At 73.2% G+C, this 18,301-nt stretch carries 17 protein-coding genes and 1 riboswitch; of the genes, 9 read left to right on the forward strand and 8 right to left on the reverse strand.

Annotation, left to right across the window (positions count from 1 at the left end; all coding sequences use genetic code 11):
* The first annotated feature begins 29 nt into the window (after window positions 1-29).
* Both AB0O82_RS19765 and AB0O82_RS19770 read left to right on the forward strand, forming a co-directional pair.
* Window positions 30-779 carry an IclR family transcriptional regulator gene (locus AB0O82_RS19765; RefSeq protein WP_063350228.1) on the forward strand — a complete coding sequence of 250 codons (750 nt, stop codon included), beginning with the start codon at window positions 30-32 and terminating at the stop codon, window positions 777-779.
* 26 nt (window positions 780-805) lie between these two features.
* The gene (locus tag AB0O82_RS19770) at window positions 806-1,231 is read left to right on the forward strand and encodes a RidA family protein (protein WP_363585285.1); all 426 of its coding nucleotides are present in this window, start codon (window positions 806-808) and stop codon (window positions 1,229-1,231) included.
* Between the two features lie 77 nt (window positions 1,232-1,308).
* On the opposite strand, the gene AB0O82_RS19775 is transcribed toward AB0O82_RS19770, so the two are convergent.
* On the reverse strand, window positions 1,309-2,523 hold the full coding sequence (locus tag AB0O82_RS19775; protein ID WP_363585286.1) for an MFS transporter: 1,215 nt from the start codon (window positions 2,521-2,523) through the stop codon (window positions 1,309-1,311).
* A 179-nt stretch (window positions 2,524-2,702) separates the two neighbouring features.
* Here AB0O82_RS19775 and AB0O82_RS19780 point away from each other — a divergent pair, with 179 nt between their 5' ends.
* Window positions 2,703-3,422, forward strand: coding sequence for a DUF2470 domain-containing protein (locus tag AB0O82_RS19780; protein WP_363585287.1), 720 nt, complete (start codon window positions 2,703-2,705; stop codon window positions 3,420-3,422).
* 276 nt (window positions 3,423-3,698) lie between these two features.
* Here AB0O82_RS19780 and AB0O82_RS19785 read toward each other — a convergent pair whose 3' ends face one another.
* Entirely contained in the window at window positions 3,699-4,658 is a 960-nt protein-coding gene (locus tag AB0O82_RS19785; protein WP_363585288.1) for a LysM peptidoglycan-binding domain-containing M23 family metallopeptidase, read from the reverse strand.
* 2 nt (window positions 4,659-4,660) lie between these two features.
* Window positions 4,661-4,843, reverse strand: a riboswitch (cyclic di-AMP (ydaO/yuaA leader).
* A gap of 312 nt (window positions 4,844-5,155) precedes the next feature.
* Here AB0O82_RS19785 and AB0O82_RS19790 point away from each other — a divergent pair.
* Window positions 5,156-6,688, forward strand: a complete 1,533-nt coding sequence (locus AB0O82_RS19790; protein ID WP_363585289.1) for an MFS transporter — start codon at window positions 5,156-5,158, stop codon at window positions 6,686-6,688.
* A gap of 7 nt (window positions 6,689-6,695) precedes the next feature.
* On the opposite strand, the gene purB is transcribed toward AB0O82_RS19790, so the two are convergent.
* The 4 genes from purB to AB0O82_RS19810 all read right to left on the reverse strand — a co-directional run bounded on the left by purB (window position 6,696) and on the right by AB0O82_RS19810 (window position 10,007).
* Window positions 6,696-8,126, reverse strand: a complete 1,431-nt coding sequence (gene purB / locus AB0O82_RS19795) for an adenylosuccinate lyase (protein ID WP_363585290.1) — start codon at window positions 8,124-8,126, stop codon at window positions 6,696-6,698.
* A gap of 137 nt (window positions 8,127-8,263) precedes the next feature.
* The gene (locus tag AB0O82_RS19800) at window positions 8,264-8,719 is read right to left on the reverse strand and encodes a MarR family transcriptional regulator (RefSeq protein ID WP_363585291.1); all 456 of its coding nucleotides are present in this window, start codon (window positions 8,717-8,719) and stop codon (window positions 8,264-8,266) included.
* 119 nt (window positions 8,720-8,838) lie between these two features.
* Complete coding sequence (locus AB0O82_RS19805) at window positions 8,839-9,255, reverse strand: DUF3037 domain-containing protein (RefSeq protein WP_363585292.1); 417 nt, start codon at window positions 9,253-9,255, stop codon at window positions 8,839-8,841.
* Entirely contained in the window at window positions 9,252-10,007 is a 756-nt protein-coding gene (locus tag AB0O82_RS19810; RefSeq protein ID WP_079136059.1) for a HipA family kinase, read from the reverse strand. The genes AB0O82_RS19805 and AB0O82_RS19810 overlap by 4 nt, the downstream gene beginning before the upstream one ends.
* A 169-nt stretch (window positions 10,008-10,176) precedes the next feature.
* Between AB0O82_RS19810 and AB0O82_RS19815 the strand changes: the two genes are divergently transcribed.
* On the forward strand, window positions 10,177-11,535 hold the full coding sequence (locus tag AB0O82_RS19815) for an NAD(P)/FAD-dependent oxidoreductase (RefSeq protein WP_363585293.1): 1,359 nt from the start codon (window positions 10,177-10,179) through the stop codon (window positions 11,533-11,535).
* 142 nt (window positions 11,536-11,677) lie between these two features.
* Here AB0O82_RS19815 and AB0O82_RS19820 read toward each other — a convergent pair whose 3' ends face one another.
* Complete coding sequence (locus AB0O82_RS19820; protein WP_363585294.1) at window positions 11,678-12,895, reverse strand: GDSL-type esterase/lipase family protein; 1,218 nt, start codon at window positions 12,893-12,895, stop codon at window positions 11,678-11,680.
* A gap of 225 nt (window positions 12,896-13,120) precedes the next feature.
* Complete coding sequence (locus tag AB0O82_RS19825) at window positions 13,121-14,458, reverse strand: aminotransferase class I/II-fold pyridoxal phosphate-dependent enzyme (protein ID WP_363585295.1); 1,338 nt, start codon at window positions 14,456-14,458, stop codon at window positions 13,121-13,123.
* 34 nt (window positions 14,459-14,492) lie between these two features.
* Between AB0O82_RS19825 and AB0O82_RS19830 the strand changes: the two genes are divergently transcribed.
* The 4 genes from AB0O82_RS19830 (at window position 14,493) to AB0O82_RS19845 (ending at window position 18,249) form a co-directional block, all read left to right on the forward strand.
* Complete coding sequence (locus AB0O82_RS19830; RefSeq protein WP_363585296.1) at window positions 14,493-15,164, forward strand: pyridoxamine 5'-phosphate oxidase family protein; 672 nt, start codon at window positions 14,493-14,495, stop codon at window positions 15,162-15,164.
* Between the two features lie 14 nt (window positions 15,165-15,178).
* Window positions 15,179-15,832: an FMN-binding negative transcriptional regulator gene (locus AB0O82_RS19835; RefSeq protein WP_363585297.1), complete on the forward strand. Its 654-nt coding sequence runs from the start codon at window positions 15,179-15,181 to the stop codon at window positions 15,830-15,832.
* A gap of 242 nt (window positions 15,833-16,074) precedes the next feature.
* The gene (locus AB0O82_RS19840; RefSeq protein WP_363585298.1) at window positions 16,075-17,484 is read left to right on the forward strand and encodes a sugar porter family MFS transporter; all 1,410 of its coding nucleotides are present in this window, start codon (window positions 16,075-16,077) and stop codon (window positions 17,482-17,484) included.
* Between the two features lie 54 nt (window positions 17,485-17,538).
* Window positions 17,539-18,249, forward strand: coding sequence for an alpha/beta fold hydrolase (locus AB0O82_RS19845; protein WP_363585299.1), 711 nt, complete (start codon window positions 17,539-17,541; stop codon window positions 18,247-18,249).
* The last annotated feature ends 52 nt before the right edge of the window (window positions 18,250-18,301 follow it).

The raw sequence follows: 18,301 nt of genomic DNA on the forward strand, positions 1-18,301 counted from the left end.
CCGAGCCCGAACGACCCCGGCGGAGCACGATGAGCCAGACCGTCACCCGCGCCCTGCGCCTGCTCGCCGAACTCGGCGAGGGCGAGCGCTCCCTCGACCAGCTGGCCGAGGTGCTCGGCGTCCACAAGACGACCGTGCTCCGACTGCTCCAGAGCCTGGAGGAGGAACGGTTCGTCTACCGTGACGCCGCCTACCGCTACCACCTGGGCGCCGGCCTGTTCGCCCTCTCCGGCCTCGCCCTGGAACAGCGCGGCGTCCGCCGGATCGCCGCCCCGCACCTGGCCGAGCTGAACGCCACCACCGGCCAGACCGTGCATCTGGCCGCGTACGAGGGCGGCGAGGTCGTCTACATCGACAAGTTCGACTCCCGGCACCCGGTCAGGATGTACTCCCGGATCGGCCTGCGCGCCGCCCTGCACAGCGCCGCCGTCTCCAAGGTGCTGCTGGCCGACCTGCCGCTGCCCGAACGCCGCCGGGTGGCCGCCGGGATCGACTTCACCCCGCACACACCCCGCACCCTCAGCACGCCCGAGGCGCTGCTCGCCGAGCTGGAGAAGGTCGCCGTCCAGGGCTGGGCGCAGGACCACGCCGAGCACGAGGCGTTCATCAACTGCGTGGCCGCACCGATCCGGGACGCCAGCGGCCGGGTCGTCGCCGCCGCGTCCATCTCGGTGCCGGACGTCGTCCTCCCCTACGAGCAGGTGCTGGACCTCCTCCCGCAGCTGCTCGCCACCACCCGCGCCATCTCGGCCGACTGCGGCCGCCCGGACCACAACTGATCAACCGTCAGACCGTAAGGAACCCCATGAACGAGCAGCACCCGACCAGCGGCAAGACCGAGGTCCGCACCGACGGCGCCCCCGCCCCCGCCTGGATGTTCTCCCAGGGCGTCCGCAAGGGCCCGATCCTCCAGGTCTCCGGCCAGGGCCCGCAGGACCCGGCGACCGGCGAGTACCTGTACCACGGCGACGTGAAGGCGCAGACCCGGCGCACGCTGGAGAACGTCAAGGCGATCGTCGAGGCCGGCGGGGCCACCATCGAGGACGTGGTGATGTTCCGGGTCTACCTCACCAAGCGGGCGGACTTCCCGCTGATGAACGAGGTGTACGCCGAGTTCATCGACGAGAACATCAAGCCCGGCGGCGTGAAGCCCTGCCGCACCACGATCTTCGTCGAGCTGCCGCAGGAGCCGATGCTGGTCGAGATCGACGCCCAGGCCGTCGTCGCCTGAGACACCGTCGAGCGGCCCGACCACCGCAAGGGCCCGGACGCGCACCAGGCGTCCGGGCCCTCCGCCGTCCCCCTCGCTCACCGCCCCGCGGGCACGCCCTGCTCGGCCGGGGCCCCCGAGCGCGCCACGACCCGCCCCTCGCCCGCCGCGCCGCGCCGGTCGAGCGCCGCCGCGAACACCGTCACACCGAGGGCGACCGCGGTGAGCAGCCCGCCCACCCAGTTCGGCGCGTCGTAGCCGAGGCCGCCGGAGATGACCAGCCCGCCGAGCCAGGCGGCCAGCGCGTTGCCCAGGTTGAACGCGGCGATGTTGGCGGCCGAGGCCAGCGTCGGCGCGCCCGCCGCCTGGTCCATGACCCGCTTCTGCAGCGGCGCGACGGTCGCGAAGCCGAACAGCCCGATCAGCGGGATGAGGACGATCGCGGCCGGCTTGCTGTGCGCGGCGAAGGTGAAGGCGAACAGCAGCACCGCGAGCACCGCGAGGATCACGGTGAGGCTGCGCATCAGCGCGCGGTCGGCGAACCAGCCGCCCAGCAGGTTGCCGACGAACAGGCCGACGCCGAACAGGAAGAGCAGCCAGGTGACGCTGCTCGGGGCGAAGCCGGCCAGTTCGGTCATCATCGGCGTGATGTAGGTGAACATCGCGAAGATGCCGCCCCAGCCGAGCACGGTCATGGCGAGCGCGAGCCAGAGCCGCAGGGTCCGGAAGACGGCCAGTTCGGGGCCGAGCCGGGCGGCGCCCGCCCGCGGCTGGACGGGCACCAGCGCCGCGATCCCGGCGAGGCCGAGCAGGCCGAGCCCGGCGACGACGTAGAACGTGGAGCGCCAGCCGAAGTGCTGGCCGAGCAGGGTGCCCATCGGGACGCCCAGCACGTTGGCGGCGGTGAGGCCGGTGAACATCAGGGCGATGGCGCCGGCCCGCTTGTGCGGGGCGACCAGGTCGGCGGCGACGACCGAGCCGATGCCGAAGAACGCGCCGTGCGCGAAGGCGCTGACGATCCGCCCGATCATCAGCAGCCCGAAGGCGGGGGCGACGGCCGCGATCAGGTTGCCCACCACGAACAGGCCCATCAGCGTCAGCAGCATGCCCTTGCGGGGGGCCCGGGTGCCGAGGATGGTGAGCAGCGGGCCGCCGACCACGACGCCGAGCGCGTAGCCGGAGATCAGCAGACCGGCGGTGGGGATGGAGACCGAGAAGTCGCCGGCGACCTCGGGCAGCAGGCCCATGATCACGAACTCGGTGGTGCCGATACCGAAGGCGCTGATCGCCAGCGCCAGGAGCGCGAGGGGCATGAGGGACCGCTTTCCAGAGAGAACCGTTGCGCATGCAACTACCAGCGTCGACAATACGAGACACCCGCAGGTACTTGCAAGCGCCACCTATCCCCGACGACAGCAATCCCGGCCACGCCACTTGCCACACCCTCGAGCGGAGATTAGGTTAGGCTCACCTAACTAACTGGAGGTCCGTCATGAGCCTGCCCGCCGGCGACGCCGAGGTGCCCGAACCCACCACCGCCGAGCGCGTCCAGAGCCTGCTCAGCGCGACCTCCTCGCTCACCGTCCGCGCCTGCGGCGAACACCACGACCTCGACACCCCGGTCTCCGTCCACGGCTCCCGGCTGCGCCTGCGCGCCCCGCTGGGCGACCCGCTCGCCACCGCCGCCGCCCGCGCCACCGACGGACTCGCCGTCGTCCTGGACGTCACCGACATCTCCCCCGTCGCCGTCCGCGACCGGATCCGCGCCCGCCTCACCCTGGCCGGCCGACTGCACCTGGCCCACCTCGCCGACGACGGCCTCAGCGTCCACCTGCGCGTGGACGTCGCCCACGCCGTCCTCGCCACCCCCTACGGCACCGGCGCGCTCACCGCTGGCGACCTCGCCCTCGCCACGCCCGACCCGCTGGCCCGTTACGAGGCCGCCATGCTCACCCACCTCGCCGACGACCACGCCGACGCCCTCGCCGTCCTCACCCGGCTGCTCGACCCGGACCTGCTCGCCCAGCACCCGGAGGTCCGCCCGCTCGCCCTGGACCGCCACGGCCTGGTCCTGCGCCTGGACCACCCGCACGGCCACCGCGACGTCCGCCTGGTCTTCCCCGAACCGGCCGCCGACACCGAGGACTTCGGGCAGCGGATGCACGAGCTGCTGACCGCCGCCCAGCACGGGCTGCCCGCCCACCGGCTCTGAACCGGCCCGCCGAAGCACACTGACGTATCGTCAACTCTCCCCGGACACACCCACCAAGGCCCGGAAACGACAGCGGCCGACCCGGCTCGCGAGAGAAGTCTCGCGAGCCGGGCCGGCCTGGGCGTGTCCCGCGCCCATGTCCACTGCTGCGGCGATCACCCGGTCGAGCGGTCACCCGACATGACCATCCCGGGCGGTCGATTCGCCCCGTAGCAGCGGTGGTTCCTCATCCGGTACATCCGGCAGATCCGGCACATCCGGTACATCCGGTACGGGTCAGAGCGCGACGCCGTGGGCCCGCAGGTAGGCGACCGGGTTGATGTCCGAGCCGTACTCCGAGCCGTTGCGGATCTCGAAGTGCAGGTGCGGGCCGGTCACGTTGCCGGTCGCGCCGGAGAGGCCGATCTGCTGTCCGGCCTTGACGGCCTGACCGATCTTCACCCCGATCGAGGAGAGGTGCGCGTACTCGGCGAAGTGGCCGTCGGCGAGCTTGATCTCGACCTCGTTGCCGTAGGCGCCGCCGTTGCCGGCCTTCACCACGACACCGTTGCCGACGGCGCGCAGCGGGGTGCCGGTGGAGGCGACGAAGTCCTGGCCGGTGTGGTGGCCGGAGGCCCACATCGAGCCTGCCACGCCGTACGCGGTGCCCAGCTTCGGGCCGGCCAGCGGGGCGACGAAGGCCGAAGCGGCGGCGACCGGCACGGCGGTGACCACGGCGGACGGCGCGGCGGTCTGCAGCTGGGTCTGGAGCTGGGCGGACGGCTTGGCCGCCTCGGTCCGGACCTCCGGCTGGGCCTGCGGCTTGGCGGCGGTGGTGGCCGGCGCGGCGTCCTGGGCGGACGGCTGGGCGGGCTTCGCCGGGGCAGCGGGCTTGGCCGGGGCGGCCTGGCCCGCGATCACGAGCCGCTGACCGGGGAAGATCAGGTCCGGGTTGCCGCCGACGACCTCACGGTTGTGGTCGTACAGCGCCTGCCAGCCGCCGTCGACGTGCTGGGCGTCGGCGATCCGGGACAGGGTGTCGCCGCTGACGACGCGGTAGCTCTCCTGCGACGAGGCCTGGGCCTGGTCGGCGGGAGCGGCGGCCGGGGCGGCGGTGACCGCGGCGGCCGGCGCGGGGTGGGCCTGGGCGCTCATCGCGGTGACGAGCGGCAGGGCGAAGGAGACACCGGTGACGGCGGTGGCGATCCCGATGCGGGCGGCGCGGGGCAGGGCGATACGACGAGCCTGTGCAGGCATGGAATTTTCCTCTCCGACGCCTGCGAGGTGAGCTGTCGGGTTCGGGCTGGAGTTGCCCGGCCGCACATGCGGCTTCACCCCTAGCCGGCCCTGGATCCGGGTACGCGAAAGCGTGCCGTTTCCGGTCCGGCGACTTACCTGTGGGTCCCCCGCTCCTGCCGTACAGAGTTCGGTGCGAGCCACCGGGCAGCGGCAGGATTCGGCGTTCCACCCGGTGGATCCGTCCGGACTGGCCGGGCGGTCGCTGAACTAAAACCCATCCGTTCGGGTGAAGCAATGTCGATCACTTGAACCGGCAACAACCCCCCGAGCTGCGGTGACCCTCCGAATGATCGGCTGCACCGTACGTGCACAATCCATTCACCCGGCGCCACTGATCCACGACGCTGCGCCGATTCCGCCACCGCTGCGCACCCGCCCGCTCACGCACCGCGCACCCACCGACACACCCCCCGGTGACCCTTGTCACGTACGCCCCACGGGCGCAGGATCGGCCCGTGGCCACCTCCGAAGCAGGAACACTGCGCCTGGGCACCTCGCGGGGACGCTGGGTCCTCCTCGCGACGGTGCTCGGCTCCAGCATGGCGATGCTCGACGGCACCGTGGTGAACGTCGCGCTGCCCCGCATCGGCACCGATCTCGGCGCCTCCCTCGCGTCCCTGCAGTGGACGCTCAACGCCTATCTGCTCACCCTGGCCGGACTGATCCTGCTCGGCGGCGCGCTCGGCGACCGGTACGGCCGGCGCCGGGTCTTCCTGATCGGCGTGCTCTGGTTCGCCGCCGCCTCCGCGGCCTGCGCCGCCGCCCCCACCATCCACGTGCTGATCGCCGCCCGCGCCGTCCAGGGCATCGGCGGGGCGCTGCTCACCCCCGGTTCGCTCGCCATGCTGCAAGCCGTCTTCCACCCGGACGACCGCTCGGCGGCGGTCGGCCTGTGGTCGGGCCTCGGCGGGGTGTCGGCCGCGGTCGGCCCCTTCCTCGGCGGCTGGCTGGTGGACGGCCCCGGCTGGCGGTGGATCTTCCTGCTGAACCTTCCGCTCGCGGCCGCCGTGGTCGCGGTCACCTCCCGGTTCGTCCCCGAGAGCCGGAACGAGAGCGCCGTCGGCCGCTTCGACGTCCCCGGCGCGCTGCTCGCCGCGCTCGCCCTCGGCGCGATCACCTACGCGCTGACCGCCGCCGGGGAGGGCCTGTCCCCCGCGGTCTGGCTCACCGGCGCGATCGGCCTGCTGCTCGGCGCTGCCTTCATCGCGGTCGAGCGCCGCGCCGCCGAGCCGATGCTGCCGCTCGGCCTCTTCTCCTCCCGGCTGTTCACCGCCGTCAACCTGGTCACCCTCTGCGTCTACGCGGCGTTCAGCGGGGTGTTCTTCCTGCTGGTGGTGCAGTTGCAGATCGTCTCCGGCTTCTCCCCGCTGGTCTCCGGCCTCGCCCTGGTCCCGATCACCGTGCTGATGCTGACCCTGTCGGCGCGCGCCGGGCGGCTGGGCAAGCGGATCGGCCCCCGGATCCCGCTCACCGTCGGTCCGCTGCTGTGCGCCGCCGGGGTGCTGCTGATGCTGCGCACCGGCCCCGGCTCCTCCTACTGGGCGGACGTGCTGCCCGCCGTCACGGTGCTGGGCTGCGGGATGACCCTGTTGGTCGCGCCGCTGACGGCGACGGTGCTGGCCGCCGTCGAGGTCCGGCACGCGGGCATCGCCAGCGGCGTCAACAACGCCGCCGCCCGCGCGGCCGGGCTGCTCGCGGTCGCCGCGCTGCCCTCGCTCGCCGGGCTGAGCGGCGACGCCTACCGGGTGCCGTCCGCGGTGGACTCGGCCTTCCGCACCGCGATGCTGATCTGCGCCGGGCTGCTGGTCACCGGCGGGCTGACGGCCTTCGCCACCGTCCGCGGCAACGTGCTCGCGCCGGTGGACCGCCCGGTGGCCGAGCCGGACTGCGAGTGGGCCTGCGGCACCACCCCGCCGCTCGACCCGGGCCACGTCCACACGGACGAGGGCCCCGCCACCGGATCGGCGGCAGGGCCCTCAGCCAGCTGACGAATCGTCAGAGGATGTCACCGGGCGCGTACTTGGCGGCCTCCGGGTAGGCGGCGGCGACGGCCTCCACCTGGCGGACCACCTCGGCGACCTGGGCACCGGCCGCACCGGTGAAGGAGAGCCGGTCGGCCAGCAGCGCGTCCAGCCCGGCCCGGTCCAGCGGGATCCGCTCGTCGGCGGCCAGCCGGTCCAGCAGCTCGTTCTCGCGGGCGCCCGCACGCATCGCCAGCGCGGAGGCGACGGCGTGCTCCTTGATGACCTCGTGCCCGGTCTCCCGGCCGACGCCCGCGCGCACCGCGCCCATCAGCACCTTGGTGGTGGCGAGGAACGGCAGGTAGCGGTCCAGCTCGGCCTCGATCACGGCGGGGAAGGCGCCGAACTCGTCGAGGACGGTCAGGAAGGTCTCCAGCAGGCCGTCGAAGGCGAAGAAGGCGTCCGGCAGCGCGACCCGGCGCACCACTGAGCAGGAGACGTCACCCTCGTTCCACTGGTCGCCGGCCAGCTCGCCGGTCATCGAGGCGTAGCCGCGCAGGATGACGGCCAGGCCGTTGACGCGCTCGCAGGAGCGGGTGTTCATCTTGTGCGGCATCGCCGAGGAGCCGACCTGGCCCTCCTTGAAGCCCTCCGTGACCAGCTCGTGGCCGGCCATCAGACGGATGGTCTTGGCCAGACTGGACGGCGCGGCGGCCAGCTGGACGAGGGCGGTGAGCACCTCGAAGTCCAGCGAGCGCGGGTAGACCTGGCCGACGCTGATCAGCACGTTCTCGAAGCCGAGGTGCCCGGCGACCCGGCGCTCCAGCTCGGCGAGCTTGTCGGTGTCGCCACCGAGCAGGTCCAGCATGTCCTGGGCGGTGCCGACCGGGCCCTTGATCCCGCGCAGCGGGTAGCGGGCGATCAGCTCCTCCAGGCGACGGAAGGCGACCAGCAGCTCGTCGGTGATCGACGCGAAGCGCTTGCCCAGGGTGGTGGCCTGCGCGGCCACGTTGTGCGAGCGGCCGGCCATGACCAGCTCGGAGTGCTGGGCGGCCAGGCGGGCCAGCCGGACCAGCACGGCCACCGTGCGGTCGCGCACGTGCTCCAGCGACTGGCGGATCTGCAGCTGCTCGACGTTCTCGGTCAGATCCCGGGAGGTCATGCCCTTGTGGATCTGCTCGTGGCCGGCGAGTTCGCTGAACTCCTCGATCCGGGCCTTCACGTCGTGGCGGGTGACCCGCTCACGGGCGGCGATCGAGCCGAGGTCGACCTGGTCGATCACCCGCTCGTAGTCGGCGACGGCGTTCGCCGGTACCTCGACACCGAGGTCCTGCTGGGCCTTCAGGACGGCGAGCCACAGGTGGCGCTCAAGGACCACCTTGTGCTCGGGGGACCACAGCTGGGCCAGGGTCGCCGAGGCGTACCGGGAGGCCAGGACATTGGGGATCTGGGGCTTCGCGCTCACGCTTCGCAAGCCTAACAGCCGAGGTCAGCCGGAACGTCGGCGCATCGGGCGGCTCCGGCCCGGGCCGGAGCGGACGGCTCCGACCGGGCCCGCCCGACGATTCCCGCCGGGCGCGGGGCGGCCCGCTGCCGGGCGGCCTACTGGGCGGCGCCGGACCGGCCGGCCAGCACCGGCAGGACCTGCGCGCAGATCGAGTGCAGCGCGATCCGCTGCTCGTCGGTCATCGCCTCGAACGCCTGGTGGGTGCGGGCCATCTCGCCGCGGATGCGGTTCAGGATCTCCCGGCCCTCGTCCGTGATCACGACGATCTTCACCCGGCGGTCGCCGGCGGCGGCCTCCCGGTGGGCCAGGCGCAGCGACTCCAGCCGGTCCACGATCCCGGTGACGTTGGACGCGTCGCAGCCCAGCCGTCCGGCCAGCGCCCGCATCGGCACCGGCTCCTGCACCGCGCCGAGCGCCTTGGCCTGCGAGGAGGAGAGCCCGTGCCGGGCCGCGGCCGCCGCGAAGTCCTGGAAATACGCGGCGCCGACGGCGGCCAACGCTTCCATCAACTCGGCGTTGGTCGGTACGGTCGTCGTCGCTGTCGAACCCATGGGGTCAGCGTACGGCCAAGTGCTTCAGCAACTCAAGCTTTGACCACGGCAACCGTCGACGGCTTGACCGGAACTGCGGCATCGGCCGGTCGACGAAGCCTCCGGCCGGTCGACAGAGCTTAGAGCACCAGCTGATCGAACAGGTGCCGCAGCTCCGGGTCCGGGTCCGCGGTCAGCCCGGTGTGCACCGGCCCCGGCTGGACGATCGCGCTGCGCGGAGCGGTCAGCCAGCGGAACCGCTGCCCCGGACTGTCCCCCGCCGCCGGGCCGGCCTCCGGCCCCCCGGCGCAGACCGCCTCGATCCCGTGCAGCGCCCGCCGCACCCCGTTCACGTCCGCCACCGGGTCGAGCGCCAGCAGCCGGGCCTGGTCCAGGTGCGTGCGCGCGGCCAGGTACCCGTTCTGGCGGCAGTACAGCAGCACCCCGACGTTGACGCACTCGCCGCGTTCCACCCGCGGCACCGCGCGGATCACGGCGTACTCGTAGTCGTGCAGCTCGACGGCGGCCGGCAGCGCGGGCGTCCTCGGCTCGGTCATGCGGGCACCTCCGGCAGCCAGTCGCGCGGACCGGCCAGTCGGCCGGTCAGCTGGGCGCGGTACGCGGCGCGCACCGCCTCGGGCGAGTCGAAGCCGGGCTCGTCCAGCAGCCAGACCTCCGGGATCCTCGCCACCGCGCCCTCGATCGCGGCCTCCGCGAGCGGTGCGAGCGCCTTGTCGGCGGCCGTCAGGTCCGGCCGGGCCCGCAGCAGCGCGTGGTCGGAGGCGTCGTACGGGCGGCGCACCCAGGCGGCGGCGCCCGCCCAGTGGTGGTGGAAGATCAGGCTCGCGCCGTGGTCGATCAGCCGCAGCCCGCCGGTCGCCACCAGCAGGTTGGGGTTGCGCCAGGAGCGGTCGACGTTGCCGATCAGCGCGTCGAACCAGAGCACCTGGCCGGCCAGCTCCGGATCCACCTCGAAGCAGAGCGGGTCGAAGTTGAGCGCGCCGCTGACGAAGGCCATCCCGAGGTTGGTCCCGCCACTGGCCCGCATCTGGTCCTGGACCTGCTGGTCCGGCTCGCTGCGGGCCAGCACCGGATCCAGGTCGACCGTCACCAGCTCCGGCACCGGCAGCCCGAGCCGCCGGCCCAACTCCCCGGCCAGCACCTCCGCCACCAACGCCTTCCGGCCCTGCGCCGCGCCGACCCATTTCAGCGCGTACAGCCGCCGGTCGTCGGCCTCGACCAGGCCCGGCATCGAGCCGCCTTCTCGCAGTGGCGTCACATAACGGACCGCCGTCACCTCGGGGAGCACGCCCGACAGCCTATCGGTGCCGACCCGTCACCTCCTCCCCTCCGTACGCCCCGTCCCACCCCTCCACCATCCGCCCCACCCCGGTGGCAGCCCCCGCTGCTCCGTGCGAGTGTGGCGGACAGCAATGGGGACCTTCGCGGTTACGACCTGCACGGCAAAGGGATGAGCGATGGAACGACCTCGGATCCTGATCGTGGGCGGCGGCTTCGCCGGCCTGGAGTGCGCCCGTCGACTCGAACGCAAGCTCGCGCCGTCGGAGGCCGAGATCTCGCTGGTCACACCGTTCAGCTACCAGCTCTACCTGCCCCTGCTGCCGCACGTCGCGGCCGGCGTGCTGACCCCGCAGTCGGTCGCGGTCTCCCTGCGCCGCACGCTGCGCCGCACCCACATCGTTCCGGGCGGCGCGATCGGCGTGGACCCGGCCTCCAAGGTGTGCGTGGTCCGCAAGATCACCGACGAGGTGGTGGCGCAGAAGTACGACTACCTGGTCCTCGCCCCCGGCAGCGTCACCCGCACCTTCGACATCCCCGGCCTGACCGACTACGCCCGCGGGATGAAGACGCTCGCCGAGGCGGCCTACGTCCGCGACCACGTGATCGCCCAACTCGACCTCGCCTCGGCCACCCTGGACCAGCGGGAGCGCGAGTCCCGGCTCCAGTTCGTGGTCGTCGGCGGCGGCTACGCGGGCACCGAGACGGCCGCCTGCCTGCAACGCCTGACCACCGCCGCGTCCCACCGCTACCCGCGCCTGGACGCCCGGCAGATCAAGTGGCACCTGATCGACATCGCCCCGAAGCTGATGCCGGAGCTGGGCGACGCGCTGGGCCTGGCCGCTCTGGAGGTGCTGCGCGGCCGCGGGATCGAGGTGTCGCTGGGCGTCTCGGTGGCCGAAGTCGGCGCCGAGTCGGTCAAGTTCACCGACGGCCGAGTACTGCCCTGCCGCACGCTGATCTGGACCGCCGGGGTGGCCGCGAGCCCGCTGATCGGCACGCTGGACGCGGAGACGGTCCGCGGCCGGCTCGCGGTGACGGCGGAGATGCGGGTGCCGCAGTTCGAGAGCGTGTTCGCGCTGGGCGACGCGGCCGCCGTGCCGGACCTCGCCAAGGGCGACGGCGCGGTCTGCCCGCCGACCGCCCAGCACTCCGCCCGGCAGGGCCGCGTGGTGGCCGGCAACGTGATCGCCGCGCTCCGCAACCAGCCTCTGGAGCCCTACTACCACAAGGACTTGGGCCTGGTGGTCGACCTGGGTGGCAAGGACGCGGTGTCCAAGCCGCTCGGCGTGGAACTGCACGGAGTGCCGGCCCAGCTGGTGGCCCGCGGCTACCACCTGATGGCGATGCGCACCAACGCGGCCAAGTTCCGGGTGGGCGCCAACTGGCTGCTCAACGCGACTGCCGGGGACGACTTCGTCCGGACCGGCTTCCTCGCCCGCCAGCCCGCCCGGATGCGCGATTTCGAGTACACCGACTCCTACTTGACGAAGGATCAGGTCCGGGCGCACGCCCAGGCCCTGCTCGCCAAGGGCTGAGCCGCCCGGCGCCCGCCTCCGGAACCGATCCGGAAACGGGCACCGGGCATCGCGTCACAACAGCCCAGCGTCACGACATCACGGCGTCACGACAGCCGCGCGCCGGAACAACCCAGCGTCACAACGTCCCGGTGTCACGACGTCACCGCGCCGCCAGGTACATCCCGCCCGCGTCCTGCCCCGCCGTGTTGCGGCACGCGTAGTCGCCGCTGCTCTGCCCCCACAGCAGGGTCAGGCAGCGCCCGAGCGCCTGCTGCCCGTAGTAGTTGGGGTGCATCGACTCCTGCAGCACGCCCTGCGTGGAGTTGAGGCCGCCGTCCAGGAAGCGCGCCCATTCGCTGGTGGTCGCGGACGGTCCGGCGGTGGCGGTCGGCTGCCGGGTGGCCGTCGAGCAGACCTCGCGGCCCTGCAGCATGTCGGAGAGGTCGAGGAACTGGGCGCCCTTGGACGCCGCGACCCCGGCCAGCGACTTGGAGATCTGCGGCACCATCGAGTCGCGCGCCCAGTCGGCGTCACCGTCCCAGAACGGGCAGCCGCCGGTGTTCGAGCGGGTCCAGCCGCTCTCCGGGTAGCGCATCTCGGCACTGCGCGGGATCGGCGAGGGGTAGGACTGCAGGACGAGGCGGTAGTCCCCCTGCGCGTAGCCGGCCCCGGCCATCACCGCGCGGATCTCGTCGATCGCCTTGCCGACGCCGGCCATCGCCGTGGGCATCTTCGAGTCGATCGAGGACTGCGCGGAGTCGTGGCAGTAGGAGTACCAGATGAGGTAGTCCTGGACGCAGTTGGAGATGATGCCGCTGAAGCCGAGGTCGTTGCCGCCGATCGACAGCGTGATCAGCTTGACGCTGTTCTGCCGTGCCACGGTGGCGAGTTGGTCGGCCTGCGGGGCCTCGCCCTTGAGCGTCTGGCCGCCGTTGGCGGCGCGGAAGATGTTCGCGGTGACGGCGCCGGAGCAGGCCAGGTTGATCTCGTTCTGCGCGCCGGTGGAGGCGCTGAGCACCTCGGCGACGTCGGAGCGGTCGCAGCCGCTCGCGGCCGTGGGGCCGTAGATCCGGGAGGCGTCGGCGGAACTGCCGTTCCAGGCGCGGTCGGTACCGGCCCGGCTGCCGCTGGTGCCGGCGGCGTTGCCCATCCAGCGGCCGGCCTCGCCGGAGATGTAGCTGTCGCCGAGCGTGACGCTGGCGGTGGGGCCGCCCGGTGCGGCGAGGGGTACGGAGGGGGCCGCGGCGGCCGACGCGGCGGTGGCGAGGCCGCCGGCCATCAGACCGCCGGCGGCCAGCGGGAGGGCGAGGGCCGCGGTGAGCAGCCGTCGGCGGAGTCGAGGGGCGCTGCGGGTGATGCTCGAACTGTTTTCGGGCACGGCGGAACTCCTGCGGCTCGGTCTCCCCGTGCGGTGGGGACGGGGAGACGCCTAGGTGAGGGTGCGCCGCCGGCCGGTGGCGCGATGAACATGACATGCCCGCACTGGTTACCGCTAGGTATCTGCACCAGGTTTCCCGCTTTGTTACCGCCGGGTTCAGACCAGCGGAGCACCGGGTTCAGACCGGCGGAGCGCACGGGTCGAACCGGACCGGCGCGGCCCGGTTCACACCAGCCGCGAACCGGCCCCGCCCGCCCCCAGCACGGCCGCCAGGTCCTCGGCCAGCCGCTGCGCGTCCGCCGGTTCCAACTGGGCCACGGTGAGCCGCAGCCCGGGCGGGGACTGGACGCGGTAGCGCGCGCCGGGCGCCGCGACCCAGCCGCGCTGCACCAGCGCCACCAGCACGGAGGTCTCGTCCGACACCGGCACCCAGACGTTCAGCCCGCTCTCGCCGTGCGCCTCGATGCCGCGCGCGGCGAGCTCGCCGAGCAGCGCGTTCCGGCGGGCCCGGTAGACGCCGGCCACCCGGGCGACCGGCACCGCGTCGGTGCGCCACAGTTCGGCGACGGCCCGCTGGAGCAGGTGGCTGACCCAGCCGGCGCCCAGGCGCAGCCGCCCGGTGACCCGCCCGATGGTGTCCTGGTCACCGACGGCCACCGAGAGCCGCAGGTCCGGGCCGTACGCCTTGGCCGCCGAGCGCACCACGGCCCAGTGCCGCGCGCCGGCGCCCACCAGCGAGTGGTACGGCTGGTCGACCATGCCGTGCCCGTGGTCGTCCTCGATCAGCAGCACGCCGGGGTGCTCGGCCAGGACGGCCCGCAGCTCCTCGGCCCGGCGGGCGGTGAGCGCGGCGCCGGTCGGGTTCTGCGCCCGGCTGGTGACCACCACCGCACGGGCGCCCTCGGCCAGCGCGGCGGCGAGCGAGTCGGGCAGGGGGCCCTCGTCGTCCAGCCGGACGGGCGCGGGCCGCAGGCCGAGCGCGGGCAGCAGGTCGAGCAGGCTGCCCCAGCCCGGGTCCTCGACGGCGACGGCGTCGCCGGGGCGCAGCCGGATGGCGAGGATGCGCTCGATGGTGTCGAGCGAGCCGGAGGCGACGGCGATCGGGCCGCCGGGCAGGCCGTCGGCCTCGAAGGAGGCGCGGGCGAGCGCGAGCAGCCCGGGGTCGACGGCCGGGTGCCCGTACAGGACGGGCTCGGCGTGGGCGGCCCCGGCGGCGGCCGCGAGGACCGGGGCGAGGTCGGGCAGCAGCGCCGGGTCGGGGTTGCCGCCGGACAGGTCGCGGGCGTGCGGGGGGACGGGGACGCGGATCTGGTCGCGCGGGGTGAGCGCGGGCCTGGGGAGGATCCGGCTGCCCTTGCGGCCGGCGGTCTCGATCACCCCGCGGTCGCGGAGCAGCCGGTAGGCGGCGGCGACGGTGTTGGGGTTGACGCCGAGTTCGGCGGCGAGGTCGCGCAGCGGGGGCAGCGCGGTTCCGGGGGCGAGGCGCCCGGTGCTCACGCCCTGTTCGATGTGGGACGCGATTTCGCTGGCGCGTCGCCCTTTCAGCGGATAGTCTCCTAGCACAAAGTAAATTATGCACTAGTACATAGAGGTTGTCATGTCGGCCCCTTCAGAAGGCTCCGCCAGCTACTCCCGCACCCCCCGCACCACCCCCACCCGCTACAAGGACCGCGCCACCTGGGAGCAGGAGGCGATCCACGACATCCTCGACCACGCGTACATCTGCCACCTCGGATTCGTCGCCGACGGCGCCCCCGTCGTCCTGCCGACCATCTACGCCCGCGTCGGCGGCCGGCTGTACGTCCACGGCTCGACCGGCAGCCGTCCGCTGCGCAACGCCTCCGCCGACCAGGGCCTGCCGGTCTGCCTCACCGTCACCCTGGTCGACGCGCTGGTGCTGACCAAGTCCGCGTTCAACCACTCGGTCAACTTCCGCTCGGTCATCGCGCACGGCACCGCCCACCAGGTCACCGACCCCGAGGAGCTGGACGTCGCGCTGGCCGCGCTGGTCGACCACGCGATCCCCGGCCGCTCCGCCGACGTCCGCCCGGCCAACGCCAAGGAACTCGCCGCCACCGCCGTCCTCCGGCTCGACCTGGACGAGGTCTCGGCCAAGACCCGCGCGGACGGCGCCGACGACGACCCGGAGGACCTCGACCTGCCCCACTGGTCCGGCCTGATCCCGGTCACCACCGTGCACGGCACCCCCGAGCCGGCCGCCTCCACCACCGTCCCGCTGCCCGCGCACCTGCGCGGCTACCCCCGCTGACGGAGGGCCCGCCGATGCTGATCAGATCCTGGGACCGCGGCGACGAACAGGAGTGGCGCGCCTGGCTGGCCGAGGGCCGCGACTTCGGCCTGCTCGCCGCCAACGGCGGACCGGGCGAGGGCCCGGTGCTAGTCCCGACGCACTTCCTGCTGGACGCCGGGCGCGGCGAGATCCTGCTCCACCTCGCCGCGCCCAACCCGCTGCTGGCCGCCGTCCGGGCCGACCCGCAGGTCACCCTCGCGGTCACCGACGGCTACGCCTTCGCGCCCGGCCACTGGCGCGGCGAGCCGGGCACGCCCACCAGCTACTACGCCTCCGTCCACTTCCACTGCACCGCCGAGCTCGTCGAGTCCGCGGCGGGCAAGGCGGAGATCCTCAACCGCCAGCTGGCGCACTTCCAGCCGGAGACGCCGGACACCCGGGTGGTGCCCGGTGAGGGCGAGTTCTCCCGGCTGCTCCCCGGCCTGCGCGGGCTCCGCCTGACGGTCCGCGAGGTGCGGGCCAAGTTCAAGTACGACGACAAGAAGCCGGCCGACGCCCAGCACGCGATCGCCGACCGGCTGGCCGAGCGCGAGGCCGACCGCGCGAACGCCCCGCACCCCCGGCGCGACCAGGACGCCGCCGCCCGCACCCAACTGCTGCGCCGGCACCAGCGGCGCGTCGGCTGACCGGGACGCACCGAGTGACCGGGGGGCACGTCAACTGGCCCGGCAGGCGCGCCGGCTGACCGTGGGGCGCGTCCGACCGTTCACGCTCCCGGCGCGAACGGCCCATCACACCGCGGGTGACTGACCCCGGATCACCCGATCGGCCTCCAATTCGAGCAGGGCGGCCCCGTCGCTGCTCGAATGTGAGACGAGTCCTGCCCACTCGGCCGTCAGAGCGGGCCCGTCCACCTCGGGGAGCGCGCTTGTCCACACTCAACAGCCATCGGGCGGGCGAGGCCCACCTCGGGCACGTCATCTTCATCTCCGCCGCCGCCGCGATGGGCGGGTTCCTGTTCGGCTACGACAGCGCGGTGATCAACGGTGCGGTGACGGGCATCCAGAAGCACTTCGCCGTGGGCAACGGCGAAACGGCCTTCGTGGTGGCCATCGCGCTGCTCGGCTCGGCGGCCGGCGCGGTGGCCGCCGGCCGGCTCGCCGACCACCTCGGCCGGGTCCGCACCATGCTGCTGGCCGCCACCCTGTTCGCGATCAGCGGCATCGGCTCGATGTTCCCGCCGAGCATCCAGGTGCTCGCCACCTGGCGCGTGGTCGGCGGCATCGCGATCGGCATCGCCTCGGTGATCGCGCCCACCTACATCGCCGAGGTCGCGCCGACCGCCTACCGGGGCCGGCTCGCGTCCTTCCAGCAGATGGCGATCGTGCTCGGCATCACCGTCTCCCAGCTCGCCAACTGGGCGATCAACCAGGCCGCCGGCGGCGAGTCCACCGGCCACCTGGGCGGCATCCAGGCCTGGCAGTGGATGCTCGGCGTGGAGACCATCCCGGCCCTGGTGTACGGGCTGATGGCGCTCGCCATCCCGGAGTCGCCGCGCTACCTGATCGCCGACCACCGGGAGGATCAGGCCCGCAAGGTGCTGCGCGAGGTGGAGGGCGAGGACGTCGACCTGGACGCCCGGGTCGCGGAGATCCGCACGGTGCTGGAGTCCTCGCACAAGCCCCGGCTCAAGGACCTGCTCGGCGGGCGGTTCGGCCTGCTGCCGATCGTCTGGGTCGGCATCGGGGCCTCGGTGTTCCAGCAGTTCGTCGGCATCAACGTGATCTTCTACTACTCCTCGTTCCTCTGGCAGTCGGTCGGCATCAACGAGTCCAACTCGCTGCTGATCAGCCTCTCCACCTCGATCATCAACGTGATCGGCACGGTGATCGCGATGGCGCTGGTGGACCGGATCGGCCGCAAGCCGCTCGCCCTGGCCGGCTCGATCGGCATGGCGCTCGCGCTGGGCACCGCCGCCTGGGCGTTCTCGTACCGGCACGGCACGGGTGACACCGCCACGCTCGACAACACCCACGCCACCGTCGCCCTGGTCGCGGCGCACGTCTTCGTGCTCTGCTTCGCCTTCTCCTGGGGCGTGGTGGTCTGGGTCCTGCTCGGCGAGATGTTCCCCAACCGGATCCGCGCGCTCGCGCTGTCCGTCGCCGCCTCGGCCCAGTGGATCGCCAACTGGGCGATCACCGTCAGCTTCCCCGACCTCGCCGACTGGAACCTGTCGGCGACGTACGTCATCTACGCGGCCTTCGCGCTGCTCTCCATCCCGTTCGTGGCCTTCTGCATCAAGGAGACCAAGGGCCGCGCCCTGGAGGAGATGGGCTGAGCCCGCCCCCGTCGAGTCCCCGCCGCATCCGGCCCGACCCACCGCGAGGAACCCATGCCTGACCAGGGCGGCTCCCGGCAGAACGTCGCCTTCCCGAGCAACGGCCGCACCGCGCACGGGTACCTGGCCCGCCCGCCCCAGGGCGTCGGGCCGGGCCTGGTGGTGGTGCAGGAGTGGTGGGGCCTCACCACGCACGTCGCGACGATGGCCGACCGGTTCGCCGCCGAGGGCTTCACCGTGCTGGCCCCCGACCTGTTCGGCGGCGCCACCACCCACGACCGCACCGAGGCGGCCCGGCTCACCCGCGAGCTCCCGGTCGAGCGGGCCGTCGAGGACCTCTCCGGGGCCGTCGACCACCTGCTCGCCCTGGAGGGCGTGGTCGGCGACGCGGTCGGCGTGGTCGGCGTGGTCGGCTTCTGCATGGGCGGCGGCTTCGCCCTGCTGCTGGCCGCCCGGGAGGGCGACCGGGTCGCCGCGGTGGTGCCCTTCTACGGCCTCCCGCCCGACCCGGACTTCGACTACCGGGGCCTGACCGCCCACGTCCTGGGGCACTACGGCGAACTGGACGGCTCGATCCCGATGGCCGCCGTCGACGAGGCCGCGATCCGGATCGGCGAGGCCACCGACGTCCGCCCCGAGATCCACTTCTACCCGGCCGGCCACGCCTTCATGAACGACGAGAACCCGCTCGGCACCTACGACCCGCTCCAGGCCGCGACCGCCTGGCGCCGCACCCTCACCTTCCTCTGGGGCCACCTGGGCTGAGCCCGTCCCAGCCGTGAAAACCCGTTGGACAGCCGTACGAGCCGCGGCCATA

The organism is Kitasatospora sp. NPDC088264 (assembly GCF_040685715.1).
Lineage (GTDB): Bacteria > Actinomycetota > Actinomycetes > Streptomycetales > Streptomycetaceae > Kitasatospora.

Excerpts from the sequence above, each read along its gene's own strand:
- AB0O82_RS19845 (WP_363585299.1), top strand. The coding sequence starts at position 17,539 with ATGCCTGACCAGGGCGGCTCCCGGCAGAACGTCGCCTTCCCGAGCAAC.
- AB0O82_RS19800 (WP_363585291.1), bottom strand. The coding sequence starts at position 8,719 with ATGGGTTCGACAGCGACGACGACCGTACCGACCAACGCCGAGTTGATG.
- AB0O82_RS19830 (WP_363585296.1), top strand. The coding sequence starts at position 14,493 with ATGTCGGCCCCTTCAGAAGGCTCCGCCAGCTACTCCCGCACCCCCCGC.
- AB0O82_RS19765 (WP_063350228.1), top strand. The coding sequence starts at position 30 with ATGAGCCAGACCGTCACCCGCGCCCTGCGCCTGCTCGCCGAACTCGGC.
- AB0O82_RS19835 (WP_363585297.1), top strand. The coding sequence starts at position 15,179 with ATGCTGATCAGATCCTGGGACCGCGGCGACGAACAGGAGTGGCGCGCC.
- AB0O82_RS19780 (WP_363585287.1), top strand. The coding sequence starts at position 2,703 with ATGAGCCTGCCCGCCGGCGACGCCGAGGTGCCCGAACCCACCACCGCC.
- AB0O82_RS19770 (WP_363585285.1), top strand. The coding sequence starts at position 806 with ATGAACGAGCAGCACCCGACCAGCGGCAAGACCGAGGTCCGCACCGAC.
- AB0O82_RS19805 (WP_363585292.1), bottom strand. The coding sequence starts at position 9,255 with ATGACCGAGCCGAGGACGCCCGCGCTGCCGGCCGCCGTCGAGCTGCAC.
- AB0O82_RS19815 (WP_363585293.1), top strand. The coding sequence starts at position 10,177 with ATGGAACGACCTCGGATCCTGATCGTGGGCGGCGGCTTCGCCGGCCTG.
- AB0O82_RS19775 (WP_363585286.1), bottom strand. The coding sequence starts at position 2,523 with ATGCCCCTCGCGCTCCTGGCGCTGGCGATCAGCGCCTTCGGTATCGGC.
- AB0O82_RS19785 (WP_363585288.1), bottom strand. The coding sequence starts at position 4,658 with ATGCCTGCACAGGCTCGTCGTATCGCCCTGCCCCGCGCCGCCCGCATC.